Genomic DNA, 13,016 nt, shown 5'->3' with positions numbered 1-13,016 from the left:
AGGTGGCGACGCGAGGGTCAGGAGCCCCATGTCTCCACCCGGCGGATCTCGCGCTCCGTCATGAGCCCGACGTTGGAGGTGAGGAAGGCGGCGGCCTCGTCGCGCCACCGCGGCGGGATCTCGTCGATCGCCGGCGGGTAGCAGTGGTCGAGCCAGCTCGTCGACTCCTCGCTGGCGTCGAAGTGGTCGAGCGCCTTGGCGAAGAGCGACTGCTCGATGCCGGGGACGCGGGCCAGCCCGTACTCGATCATCTCCTGGCCGCCGAACGGCGGCGGCTGAAGCCACTTGCGGGCCACCGGCCGGTCGGCGGTGATCGGGGTGTCGATCGGGCGGCGCTCCACGGCGGCCTGGATGAGCTCCTTGTACAGGCACTTGCCGCAGGTACGGCACGGGCCGTCAGTGCCGCGCAGACACCACCGGACGTGCTCCTTGAGGTCGGAGTTCAGGGCCAGCCGCATGGTGACGGCCTCGCTCACGCCGCCCACGGGCAGCACGATGTGCACGCCCACGGCGGCGAACAGCCGCCCCCACTCCCCGTGCGGAGCCCACATCGGGTTGTCGGGCGTGTAGCGCAGCAGGTAGCGGTCGCCGCCGAGCCACCGGGACCCCAGTTCATAGCCGAACGCCAGGCCGCCGAGGTCCATCCGGTCGGCGAGCAGCAGCGCGCCCGCGGCGACGGCGTGGTGCTCCGGGTATCCGGGGCGCGGCTCGGCGAGGGTGAACTCCAGGTCGGACTCGACGACGGTGAGCTCGCGGCCGGTCCGCTTCGCGAGCTTGGCGAGGACGTCCGAGCGGTAGTGCGGCCAGCGGTTGGGCACCCGCGCGTGAGGCACCCGTCGAAAGTGGACGAAGGGGGCGTCGGGGTAGATGGCCGACGCCGCGACCGAGTCCGCTCCACCGCTGTAGGAGATGGCGAGCGTGCCCCCGGCGCCGCGGGGTTCCGCTCCCACCGGGCCCGCCTCGACGCCCCACCCATCCTGCAGGGCCGCGGCCACCTCGGCGGACACCGCCCGGTCGAAGGTGATCTTCCTCCTGGTCCAGGGGGCGACGACGGTCCAGGCGGCGACGGCGTACAGGTCGGGGTGCGCGTCTGCGGGGACGCCCGAGATCGTGCACGTGTTGGTGGCCAGCTTGACGGGGTGCTCGTCGGCGGCCTTTCCGGTGATCTCGTCCTCGGGGTCGAGGCGGAAGGTCAGCTCGCCTCCCGACCAGGTCACGCGCACGGCTGATCCTCACTCGCGCGGCCCGCCTTCAGCGAGTCGATCGCCTGCCAGAGGAGCACCTCGTTCTGCAGGACGCCGTCGAGGGCCTTGGCGGTCTCCTGGGCGAGCCGCTGGGTGTCGTCGAGCTTCGCCCTGTCGACGGCGAGCGGCCGGGCGCTCCTCAGCCGCTCGACCTCCGCCTGCAGGGTGGCCATCTCCCGGCGCAGGGTCTGGACCTCCCAGAGGGCGTCCCTGATGTCCTGACGGTGGTCAGCGATGGAGATGTAACGGGCATCGAACCACGTACGCACGGCCTTACGCAGCCGGACGGGGACCAGGACGCGCATCATGAAACGTCACCATAGTGGCAAACCCCCGCCTAACAGGGCGCCGTTCGAGAATGCCACCAAAGATCGTTAACTGATCGCCATTTCCACCCCCGGACGGGCAGGGGAAGCCCCGCACCCGCCCCACGGGCCACGCTCGCAGGGCAGGCGTGCGCGGGTGGGTCAGCGGCCGGTGAACTTGGGCTTGGACTTTTCGGCGAAGGCGCGCATGCCGGTCTTGGCGTCGTCGGTGGCGAACAGGCCGGAGAACTGCAGGCGCTCGATCTCCAGGCCGGTGTCGAGGTCCACCTCCAGCCCCTGGTCGACCGCCTGCTTGGCGGCGCGCAGCGCCACCGTGGGGCCGGCGACGAAGGTGGCCGCCCACTCCAGGGCCGCCGTGTACACCTCCGGGTCGGGGACCACGCGGTCGACCAGGCCGATCGCGAGCGCCTCCGCGGCCGGCACGTGGCGGCCGGTGAAGATGAGGTCCTTGGCGCGCGACGGCCCGATCAGGCGCGGCAGCCGTTGGGTGCCGCCCGCGCCGGGGATGATGCCGAGCTGGATCTCCGGCTGCCCCAGTTTGGCCGACTCCCCCGCCACCCGGAAGTCCGCGCACAGCGCCAGCTCGCAGCCGCCGCCGAGCGCGTAGCCGGTGATCGCGGCGATGACGGGCTTGCCGATGCGGGCCACGGCGGTGAAGCAGTCCTGGAGGGTCCGGGAGTGTAGAGACATCTCCGCGTAGGACATGTCGGCCATCTCCTTGATGTCGGCGCCCGCCGCGAAGACGCGCGGGCCACCGTAGATGACCGCGGCCTGGATGCCGGGGTCGGCGTCGACCTCGCGGGCCGCCTCGCCGATCTCCCTCTGCACCTGGTTGTTGAGGGCGTTCATCTTGGGACGATCAAGCTGGATCGTGGCGATCTGGTCGGCCACCTCGACGCGTACGAACTCACCCATGGTCAGCACACTACAGAAGCGTCCGGGAGGCCGAGGGGCGGCCCGGTACTCGCGTGGGCGTGCTGGCGGCGGACCAGGCCCAGGAGGTCGGTCTCCGGGGTCCAGCCGATCAGCGACCGGAGCCGGCGGGTGTCGGCCAGCGAGTCGCCGGGTTCGACGGGCGGGGCGGGACGCAGATCGAACGTGACCTCCGCCCCCGTCACCTCGGCCACCGCCGCCGCCAGGGCTCGCAGTGAGTGGCCTCGGCCGGTGCCGAGGTTCACGACGCCGGGGACGCCGGTGAGGTCGATCAGGGCGCGGACGGCCTGCCGCACGTCCGTGACGTCGCGCGTGCGGTCGAGGGAGCCGAGGACGGGCAGGGGACGCCCCGCGACGGCCGCCGCCAGCCAGAGGGAGAGGGCCATGTCGGGCCGCTGCCCCTCCCCCGCGACGGTGAACGGCCGGACGATCGTGACGGGCCGCTCCTGGCAGAGCCGTTCCAGGGCGGCCTTGCTGCGGGCGTACCCGCCGATCGGGCGGAGCGGGTCTGACTCGCGGCTGGGACGCCCACCGGACGTTCCTCCGTACACGGAGCTGGAGGAGGCCACGACGAGCGGGACCCCGGGCCGGACGAGGGCGAGCACCCGCGCACCCGCCAGCACGTTGTCGCGGTGACGGCGCCGGGCCACGCCGGGGCCGCGGTCGCGCACGCCGGGGCATCCGGCCAGATGGTAGACGGCGTCGGCGACGGCGAAAGCCGCCTCAACGGCACCACCCTCGTCGAGCAGGTCGCGGGTGAGCACCGTCAGGCCGGGGCGCTCGGGCTGGGGACGGCGGTCGATGCCGATCACGTGCTCGCCGGCGTCGAGCAGGGCCGAGGTCAGGGCGCGTCCGAGGAACCCGGAGGCCCCGGTCACGATCGACGTCATCCGCACACCATAGGCCGTTAACTACTGAAAAATATCTTCGCAAAGCTCTCGCCAAGGAAGGAAAATGTTGCGACGCTGGCTCCGGCACGCCCCCCAGTCGAGGAGACGTACATGCGCAGAGCGTTGGCGATCGCTGTGGTCGCCTTCCTGCCCTTAGTGAACATCACGGCCGCACAGGCCGAGGAGCCAGGCGACAGGCAGCAGGCGTTCGCCGCCGCGGCCAAGGAGTTCCAGGTCCCCGAGAGCGTCCTGCTGGGCGTCTCCTACCTGGAGTCCCGCTGGGACGCGCACGCGGGCCAGCCGAGCAACGACGCCGGGTTCGGCCCCATGCACCTGACCGACGCCGCCGCCTTCACCGGCTCGAACCACCACGGCGAAGGCGAGGAGGACCCGCGGGGCGACGAGACCCGTCCCCTGGCCGCCCCCGCCGAGACGCCCGCGCCCACCGAGATCCCCGCCTCGCTCCGGACCATGGAGAAGGCGTCCCAGCTCACCGGCGAGAGCCACGAGAAGCTCCGCACCGACGCCGCCGCGAACATCAGGGGCGGCGCCGCGCTGCTGGCCGACTACCAGAAGTCGCTGGGCGCGCCCCTGAGCGACAAGCCGGGCGAATGGTACGGCGCCGTCGCCAAGTACTCGGGCGCCGACGAGTCCGAGGCCGCCAAGATCTTCGCCGACGAGGTCTACGCCACCATCCAGGACGGCGCCGAGCGGGTCACCGACGACGGTCAGAAGGTCGCGCTGCCCCCGGTTCCGGGCCTGGAGAAGATCGAGAAGTGGCTGGAGAAGCTGGGTCTGCGCCCGCCGCGCCGTGACGGCGTGGAGTGCCCGGCGTCGATCTCCTGCGAGTGGATCCCGGCCGCGTACCAGCAGCTGCCGAACGACGACTACGGCCACTATGACCTGTCGAACCGCCCGGTCAACCAGAAGGTCGACTACATCGTCATCCACGACATGGAGGGCTACTTCGGCCCTTCGGTCAAGCTGAACCAGGACCCGAAGTGGCCCGGCAGCTGGCACTACTCGGTGCGCTCCAGCGACGGCCACATCGCCCAGCAGATCAAGACCAAGGACGTCGGCTGGCAGGCGGGCAACTGGTACATCAACTCCAAGTCCATCGGCATCGAGCACGAGGGCTTCCTGGCCGAGGGCAGCACCTGGTACACCGAGGCGATGTACCGCACGTCGGCCAAGCTCGTGCGCTACCTGGCCCTCAGGCACGGCGTGCCGCTCGACCGGGCGCACATCCTCGGCCACGACAACGTGCCCGGCACGCTCCCGACCACCGTCAAGGGCATGCACGAGGACCCGGGCCCGTTCTGGGACTGGGCGCACTACTTCGAGCTGCTCGGCGCGCCGCTGCACCAGTTCGGCGGCCCCAAGTCGGGCAGCGTCATGATCAAGCCGGACTTCGCCACCAACAAGCCGTACTTCTACGGCTGCGACCGCAAGAACCCGGAGGCCGCCTGCCCGCCGCTCAGCGCGCAGTCCATCTGGCTCCGCACCGAGCCGCGCGCGGACGCGCCGCTCGTCAAGGACATCGGCAAGCACCCGACCGGCGACTCGCTCTACAGCGTGTACGACCACAGCGCCAGGGCCAGCACCGGGCAACGCTTCGCGGTGGCCGACAGGCAGGGCGACTGGACCGCGATCTGGTACCTCGGCCAGAAGGCGTGGTTCCACAACCCGGCCTCCGCGCCGACCGCCGTGCCCTCGATGGGGCTGGTGGTGACGCCCAAGCCGGGGCTGGCGACCGTGCCGGTGTACGGCAGGGCGTACCCGGAGAAGGAGGCCTACCCGGCCGACATCCCGTACCAGGCGGTCACCCCGCTGCAGTACACGTTCTCGGCGGGCGAGAAGTACACCCTCGCCGGCCCGGCGAGCACCGAGTACTACCGGGCCGTCACCTTCGACCTGGAAAGCCACAAGGTGGTCAGGGGCCAGACGAAGTACCTGGAGATCCAGTTCGGGCACCGGGTGATGTTCGTCAAGGCTGACGACGTGAATGTGACGTTCTCCGGGTGAACTGCTGAACGGCGCGCCTGGTGCTGTCCCACGCCTCCTGCGAGGAGTCGTAGGTGCGCTGGGCGACGCCGACGAACACGCAGTCGATGACGAGGAGCTGGCTGATGCGGCTGGCCAGGGCGCCGGGGCGGAACTCCGTCTCGCGCCCGGCCGAGATGAGCACGTGCTCGGCCAGCTCCGCGATGGACGAGCGGGGATTGTTGGTGATCGCCACGGTGGTGGCGCCCGCCTCCTTCGCCCGGCCCAGCGGCTCCAGCACGTCGGGTGTCTCGCCCGACGTGCTGATGCCGATCGCCACATCCCCGGGCTTGAGCAGGACGGCGCTGGTCAGCGCCAGGTGGGCGTCCTGGAAGGCGTGACTCGACAGGCCGATGCGCAGCAGTTTCTGGGCGACGTCCGCCGCGACCAGGCCGGAGGCGCCCACCCCGTAGGCGTCGACGCGCCTGGCTCCGACGATGGCCTCGACGACCAGGCCGAGGCGCTCGGAGGTGAGCTGGGCCACCGTGTCGTTGATCGCCTCGGACTCGGCCCTGGCCACCTTCTGGATGACCTCCGACAGCGGATCGTCGGGGGCCAGGTCGCCGGGCACCAGCCGGTCGGGCTGCGCCGCGGCGGCGGCCAGCGCGAGGCGGAGCTGCGGATACCCGGCGAAGCCGAGCAGCCTCGCCGTGCGCACGATCGTCGCCTCGCTGGTGCCGGACGCCGCGGAGAGCTCCGTGATGGTGCTCCGCGCCACCATCGCCGGGTCCTCGAGGATCAGGCGGGCGACGGTCTGCGCCGCCGGGGTCAGCGACGGGAGCACACCGCGGACCGTTGCCACCAGAGTGTCTGCCCGCAGGCCGTTCCCGCTGTCGTCCACAGAGTGATTATGCCGCTGGATGCGCACTGTTCATATGGTCATGATCAGCGCAACGTCCCGTTCGTCATCCCGACGGGTTCCTCGGGGACGGCGATCAGGCCGAGCTCCGCCCGCGACGCGGCCAGCGGGTGGTGCGGCACCACCCTGACCGTGTACCCGAACGGGCCCGTGCGGTCGAGCGGGACCGTGCCCGTGTAGTGGGCCCGCCCGTCGTCGCCGACCTCCACGGCCGTCAGCCCCAGATAGGACGGGTGCACCAGCTCGTCGTGCGGGCCGACCCGGCCGTAGGCCGCCTCGACCAGCACGTCGCCGGGCTCCAGGTCGCCGAGCGCGACCGTGGCCCGCAGCTCGAGGGACGCGCCCACCTCCGGGGTGTCGCCGACTCCGGACGCCTCCACGTGCTCGACCCGCAGGCCCGGCCACGCCTTGGTGACCCGCAGCCTCCAGGCGGCGAACGCCCTGGCCGGCGCGTACTGGTCGGCGGAGAGCGCGCGGGCGGAGACGGCGGCGGGCGTGTACAGCCCCACCACGTAGTCGCGGAGCATCCGCCCGGCGAGCACCTTCGGCCCGAGCGAGGTCAGCGTGTGCTTGACCATCTCCATCCACCGGCGGGGCAGCCCGTCGGGGCCCCGGTCGTAGAAGCGGTCGGCCACCTCGTGCTCGATCAGGTCGTACAGCCCGGCGGCCTCCAGCTCGTCGCGCCTGTCGGGGTCGACCACCCCGTCGGCGGTGGGGATGGCCCAGCCGTTGGTGCCGTCGTACCACTCGTCCCACCAGCCGTCGCGGATCGACAGGTTCAGCCCGCCGTTCAGCGCCGACTTCATGCCCGAGGTGCCGGACGCCTCCAGCGGGCGCAGCGGGTTGTTCAGCCACACGTCGCAGCCCTGCGTGAGGAGCTGGCCGAGCGCCATGTCGTAGTCGGGCAGGAAGACGATGCGGTGCCGGACCCCGGCCCCGTCGGCGAACTTGACGATCTGCTGGATCAGCTTCTTGCCGCCCTCGTCGGCCGGGTGCGCCTTGCCCGCGATGACGATCTGCACCGGTTTGACGGGGTCGAGCAGCAGGCTCCTCAGCCGCTGCGGGTCGCTGAGCATGAGCGTCAGCCGCTTGTAGGACGGCACCCGCCTGGCGAACCCGATCGTCAGCACCTCGGGGTCGAGCGCGTCGTCGATCCACCCCAGCTCGGCGTCGGACGCGCCGCGGTCGCGCCAGGACTGGCGCAGCCTGGCCCTGGCCCCGTCGACCAGGCGGCGCCGGAGCGTCCCCCTGATCTCCCAGAGGTCGCTGTCGGAGATCTTCTGCACGCCCTCCCAGCCGCGGGCCCGCTCGAGGAGCGACGGCAGCTCGCGCCCGGCCAGCTCCATCAGCTCGCGCCCCACCCAGGTGGGGGCGTGGACGCCGTTGGTGATCGAGCCGATCGGGACCTCGTCGAGGTCGAAGCCCGGCCACAGGTCCTTGAACATCTCGCGGCTGACCTTGCCGTGCAGCTCCGACACGCCGTTGACGCGCTGGGCCAGCCGCATGCCCATGACGGCCATGTTGAACCGGCCGGGATCGGCTTCGGCGCCGAGCGCCAGGATCCGCTCGACCGGGACGGTCGGCCAGGCGTTGTCGCCGCCGAACTGGCGCGCGATCATGTCGACGGGGAACCTGTCGATGCCCGCGGGCACCGGGGTGTGCGTGGTGAAGACGGTGCCCGCCCGGACCGCTTCCAGCGCCTCGTCGAAGGACAGGCGGGTCTCGGTCAGCTCGCGGATGCGTTCCAGGCCGAGGAAGCCGGCGTGGCCCTCGTTGGTGTGGAACACCTCGGGCTCGGCGTGCCCGGTGATGCGGCAGTAGGCGCGGATCGCCCGCACGCCGCCCACGCCGAGCAGCAGCTCCTGCAGGAGCCGGTGGTCGGTGCCGCCGCCGTAGAGGCGGTCGGTGACGTCGCGGGCGGCGGTGTCGTTGTCGGCGACGTCGGAGTCGAGCAGCAGCAGCGGGACCCGGCCCACCTGCGCCACCCAGAGCTGGGCGTGCAGGACGCGCTCTTCCGGCAGCGCGATGCGGATCTTGACCGGGGTGCCGTCGTCCTCTTTCAGCAGGCTGAGCGGCAGGCCGCCCGCGTCAAGCGACGGGTAGTGCTCCAGCTGCCAGCCCTCCGGCGAGAGCGACTGGGTGAAGTAGCCGTGACGGTAGAGCAGGCCGACCGCGAGGATCGGCACGCCCAGGTCGCTGGCCGCCTTCAGGTGGTCTCCGGCCAGGATGCCGAGCCCGCCGGAGTACTGGGGCAGCGCGGCGGCGATGCCGTACTCGGGGGAGAAGTAGGCGACGGTCTGGGGCGCCTCCGGCAGGGTCTGGTACCAGCGGGGCGCGGTCATGTATTCGCGCAGGTCGTCGGCGGCGTCGGCGAGGCGGCGCAGGAAGCGGCGGTCGCCTGCCAGCTCGGCGAGCCTGGCGGGGTCGACGGCACCGAGCAGGGCGACGGGATCGTGCCCCACCTGCTCCCAGAGGTCGGGATCGACCTCGGCGAACAGGTCGGTGGTCTCTGGATGCCACGACCAGCGTAGGTTGCTCACGAGCTCGCCGAGGGCGGCCAGCTCCGCGGGTAGGACGGTGCGGACGGTGAACCGGCGGATAGCTCTCACGATTTCGAACCCTATGGGCTAGGAGGGACGAGTGAGACCTTCACCCCCGGCAACGTCCTTCAAACCCCTTCCGGAAAGAAGCATGAAGCGCGACTATTGGGGCAACTTCCACCAATGTCAGGTCTCCCGGGGACACTCGGGGGTCTATCCGTTGCTGCCCGCAATTAACGTGCAAGGATCGTTCCTGCCACGGAAAGCCTCCGGCGGTACCGAGCGTACCGTCGCAACCTTGAGATGCGATGATCGGAAGAATTCCCATCACGGACATCCACCCCGTCGTCGACTGCGGGCAGTGGCCCGCCAAAGCGGTCGCCGGTGAGACCTTCGAGGTCTCCGCGACCGTCTTCAGGGAGGGCCACGACGCCGTGGCCGCGGGCGTGGTCCTCACCGCGCCCGATGGGCAGCGCGGCCGTCTGAGACCGATGCGCGAGCTGGCTCCGGGCACCGACAGGTGGGGTGTCCAGGTCAGCCTGGCCACCGAGGGCGAGTGGCTGTTCCGCGTCGAGGCGTGGAGCGACCCGATCGCGACGTGGCTGCACGACGCCGAGATCAAGATCCCGCGCGGGCTCGACACCGATCTGATGTGCGAGGAGGGCGCCCGCCTGTTCGAGCGGGCGGCCAGGGCCGTGCGGCAGGCCGACTGCCCGGGTCCGGGGAACGGCCACCCCGCCGCGCACCGCAACGCCGTCCCTGGCAGGGACGGTTCCACCATGACCAACGGCGACAGCCCCTGCGGTCACCGGGCGGCGCTGCTCGCCATCTCCGCGACGCTGCGCGACGAGGAGCTGGACCCCAGGGCGCGGCTGTCGATCGCCCAGCTGCCCGAGACGGCGACACTGCTGGACGCGCATCCGCTGCGTGACCTGGTGACCAGGGCGAAGCAGCAGCGCATCAGGGTCGACAGGCGCAGGGCGCTGTACGGCTCGTGGTACGAGTTCTTCCCCAGGTCGGAGGGGGCGGTCGTCAGCGAGGCCGGCGTCTCCAAGTCCGGCACCTTCCAGACCGCGGGCAAGCGGCTGCCCGCGATCGCCACGATGGGCTTCGACGTCGTCTACCTGCCGCCGATCCACCCGATCGGGCTGTCCTTCCGCAAGGGACGCAACAACACGCTCAGCCCGGAGCCCGACGACCCGGGCTCGCCCTGGGCGATCGGCTCCGAGGACGGCGGGCACGACGCGATCCACCCCGACCTGGGCACGATCGAGGACTTCGACGCGTTCGTGAGCCGCGCCCGCGAGCTGGGCATGGAGGTCGCGCTCGACTTCGCCCTGCAGTGCTCCCCTGACCACCCGTGGGTCAAGGAGCACCCGGAGTGGTTCACGATCAGGGCCGACGGGTCGATCGCGTACGCCGAGAACCCGCCGAAGAAGTACCAGGACATCTACCCGGTCAACTTCGACAAGGACCCCGAGGGCGTCTACCAAGAGGTCAAGCGGGTGCTGCGGCACTGGATGGACCACGGGGTGCGGATCTTCCGGGTCGACAATCCGCACACCAAGCCGGTCGGGTTCTGGGAGCGGCTGCTGGACGACCTGCACGCGACCGACCCCGACGTGATCTTCCTGGCCGAGGCGTTCACCCGTCCGGCCATGCTGCAGACGCTGGCCAAGGCGGGCTTCCACCAGTCGTACACGTACTACACGTGGAAGAACTCCAAGGAGGACGTGGAGTCGTACCTCTCCGAGCTGGCGCACACGACCTCGTACTTCCTGCGGCCCAACCTGTTCGTCAACACGCCGGACATCCTGCACGAGTACCTGCAGCACGGCGGGGTTCCCGCGTTCAGGATCCGCGCGGTGCTGGCGGCTCTCGCCTCGCCGACATGGGGGGTGTATTCAGGCTACGAACTAGCGGAAAACGTCCCAGTACGTCCTGGAAGCGAGGAATACCTAGATAGCGAGAAATATGAGTACAGACCTCGCGATTGGGCAGCCTCGGAACGGGAGGGGCGCAGTCTGGCGCCCTTCATCACCCACCTGAATTTGTTCCGAAGAGCCCATCCAGCGCTGCAGGAATTGCGTAATCTACGGTTCCACCGAATCGACCATCCGGATATGGTCTGCTTCTCCAAGCGGCTCCCGGGCGCCTATGACACGGCCACACGACGGCACGGCATGGGCGACGTCGTTCTGGCGGTCGTCAATCTCGACCCGCACCACACCCACGAGGCGACGGTCGACCTCGACCTGCCCGCCCTCGGCCTCGACTGGAACGCCGAGTTCGTCGTGGACGACGAACTGAGCGGCGAGTCGTATCGATGGCGGCAGCGCAACTACGTCCGCCTCGACCCCCACATCCAGCCTGCCCACATCCTCACCGTAAGAGCCGCGCCACGATAGACCAGAATTCAGCGGGGAGTCTTCAACGTGTGTGAAAGCGCCTCCCTCATGAGCCACCCAAGGGAGGGCTCATGAGCTCCACACCCATTCCCAACCCGTTCGACGAGGAGAAGCCGCGCGATCCGTACTGGTACAAACGCGCCGTCTTCTACGAGGTCCTGATCAGGGGCTTCTCCGACTCCAACGGCGACGGCACCGGCGACATCCGTGGCCTGATCAGCAAGCTCGACTACCTCCAGTGGCTCGGTGTCGACTGCCTCTGGCTGCTTCCGTTGTACGAGTCGCCGCTGCGTGACGGCGGTTACGACATCGCGGACTTCATGAAGATCCTGCCCGAGTTCGGCGACCTGGGCGACTTCGTGAAGCTCGTCGACGAGGCTCACAAACGCGGCATGCGGGTCATCGCCGACCTCGTCATGAACCACACCAGCGACACGCACCCGTGGTTCCAGGCCTCCCGGCACGACCCTGAGGGGCCGTTCGGCGACTTCTACGTCTGGGCCGACAGCGACGAGGGCTACCCCGACGCCCGGATCATCTTCATCGACACCGAGACGTCCAACTGGACCTACGACCCGGTGCGCGGCCAGTACTACTGGCACCGCTTCTTCCACCACCAGCCGGACCTCAACTACGAGAACCCGGACGTCCAGGACGCCATGCTGGAAGTGCTGCGCTTCTGGCTCGACCTGGGCATCGACGGGTTCCGGCTGGACGCGGTGCCGTACCTGTTCGAGGAGGAGGGCACCAACTGCGAGAACCTGCCCCGCACGCACGAGTACCTGAAGCGGGTCAGGGCCGAGGTCGACCGGATCTACCCCGACAGGGTGCTGCTGGCCGAGGCCAACCAGTGGCCCTCGGACGTCGTGGAGTACTTCGGCGACCCGGTGGGCGGCGGCGACGAGTGCCACATGGCGTTCCACTTCCCGCTCATGCCGCGCATCTTCATGGCCGTACGCAGGGAGTCGCGCTACCCCATCTCCGAAATCCTGGCGCAGACCCCCAAGATTCCGGAGCACTGCCAGTGGGGCATCTTCCTCCGTAACCACGACGAGCTGACGCTCGAGATGGTCACGGACGAGGAACGCGACTACATGTACACCGAGTACGCCAAGGACCCCCGGATGCGGGCCAACGTCGGCATCCGGCGGCGGCTGGCCCCCCTGCTGGAGAACGACCGCAACCAGATCGAGCTGTTCACCGCGCTGCTCCTGTCGCTGCCCGGCTCCCCGGTGCTCTACTACGGCGACGAGATCGGCATGGGCGACAACATCTGGCTCGGCGACCGCGACGGAGTCCGCACCCCCATGCAGTGGGACCCCGACCGCAACGCGGGCTTCTCCGACTGCGACCCGGGGCGGCTCTACCTGCCGGTCATCATGGACCCGATCTACGGCTACCAGGGCCTCAACGTGGAGGCGCACCAGAAGAACGCCGGATCGCTGCTCCACTGGACCAAGCGCATGATCGAGATCCGCAAGCGCCACCCCGTGTTCGGGACGGGCGAGTTCGCCGAGCTGAACTCGTCGAACCCGAGCGTGCTCGCGTTCGTCCGCGAGCTGGGAGACGACCGGATGCTCTGCGTCAACAACCTGTCCCGCTTCCCGCAGCCGGTGGAGCTGGACCTGCGGAGATTCGTCGGCGTCTCACCTGTCGAGACGATGGGTGGGGTTCCATTCCCGGCAATTGGCGAACTTCCGTATCTTTTGACGCTTCCCGGGCATGGTTTCTACTGGTTCACTCTCCCGCCCGCCTTCACCCAGGAGGAGTAGG

The 13,016-nt window shown here is 69.9% G+C and carries 9 protein-coding genes; 3 read left to right on the top strand and 6 right to left on the bottom strand.

Translation table 11 applies throughout. The features are described from left to right. Positions 1-17: 17 nt before the first annotated feature. The 4 genes from ABT294_RS23500 to ABT294_RS23485 all read right to left on the bottom strand — a co-directional run bounded on the left by ABT294_RS23500 (position 18) and on the right by ABT294_RS23485 (position 3,393). The gene (locus tag ABT294_RS23500) at positions 18-1,223 is read right to left on the bottom strand and encodes a DUF6395 domain-containing protein (RefSeq protein ID WP_350808376.1); all 1,206 of its coding nucleotides are present in this window, start codon (positions 1,221-1,223) and stop codon (positions 18-20) included. Next, the gene (locus ABT294_RS23495) at positions 1,214-1,552 is read right to left on the bottom strand and encodes a hypothetical protein (protein WP_350808375.1); all 339 of its coding nucleotides are present in this window, start codon (positions 1,550-1,552) and stop codon (positions 1,214-1,216) included. The genes ABT294_RS23500 and ABT294_RS23495 overlap by 10 nt, the downstream gene beginning before the upstream one ends. 159 nt (positions 1,553-1,711) lie before the next feature. Next, positions 1,712-2,485 (bottom strand): enoyl-CoA hydratase/isomerase family protein, encoded by a 774-nt coding sequence (locus ABT294_RS23490; RefSeq protein ID WP_350808374.1) that lies wholly within the window; start codon positions 2,483-2,485, stop codon positions 1,712-1,714. A gap of 2 nt (positions 2,486-2,487) precedes the next feature. Beyond that, positions 2,488-3,393, bottom strand: coding sequence for an NAD-dependent epimerase/dehydratase family protein (locus tag ABT294_RS23485; protein WP_350808373.1), 906 nt, complete (start codon positions 3,391-3,393; stop codon positions 2,488-2,490). 111 nt (positions 3,394-3,504) lie between these two features. Between ABT294_RS23485 and ABT294_RS23480 the strand changes: the two genes are divergently transcribed. Continuing rightward, positions 3,505-5,418 carry an N-acetylmuramoyl-L-alanine amidase gene (locus ABT294_RS23480; protein ID WP_350808372.1) on the top strand — a complete coding sequence of 638 codons (1,914 nt, stop codon included), beginning with the start codon at positions 3,505-3,507 and terminating at the stop codon, positions 5,416-5,418. Here the strand turns inward: ABT294_RS23480 and ABT294_RS23475 are convergent. Together ABT294_RS23475 and glgP are read right to left on the bottom strand one after the other, a co-directional pair. Then, complete coding sequence (locus ABT294_RS23475) at positions 5,381-6,277, bottom strand: MurR/RpiR family transcriptional regulator (protein WP_350808371.1); 897 nt, start codon at positions 6,275-6,277, stop codon at positions 5,381-5,383. The genes ABT294_RS23480 and ABT294_RS23475 overlap by 38 nt on opposite strands. A gap of 44 nt (positions 6,278-6,321) precedes the next feature. Continuing rightward, positions 6,322-8,904, bottom strand: a complete 2,583-nt coding sequence (gene glgP / locus ABT294_RS23470) for an alpha-glucan family phosphorylase (protein WP_350808370.1) — start codon at positions 8,902-8,904, stop codon at positions 6,322-6,324. Positions 8,905-9,143: 239 nt separating this feature from the next. On the opposite strand from glgP, the gene ABT294_RS23465 reads away from it, so the two are divergent. Continuing rightward, on the top strand, positions 9,144-11,243 hold the full coding sequence (locus ABT294_RS23465; protein ID WP_350808369.1) for an alpha-1,4-glucan--maltose-1-phosphate maltosyltransferase: 2,100 nt from the start codon (positions 9,144-9,146) through the stop codon (positions 11,241-11,243). Between the two features lie 71 nt (positions 11,244-11,314). Beyond that, positions 11,315-13,015 carry a maltose alpha-D-glucosyltransferase gene (gene treS / locus ABT294_RS23460; RefSeq protein WP_350808368.1) on the top strand — a complete coding sequence of 567 codons (1,701 nt, stop codon included), beginning with the start codon at positions 11,315-11,317 and terminating at the stop codon, positions 13,013-13,015. Position 13,016 lies beyond the last annotated feature (1 nt).

The organism is Nonomuraea sp. NPDC000554 (assembly GCF_040300065.1).
Classification (GTDB): Bacteria; Actinomycetota; Actinomycetes; order Streptosporangiales; family Streptosporangiaceae; genus Nonomuraea.
Note: the sequence above shows the minus strand (reverse complement) of the source record. Positions and strands in the feature narration are given on the sequence as shown.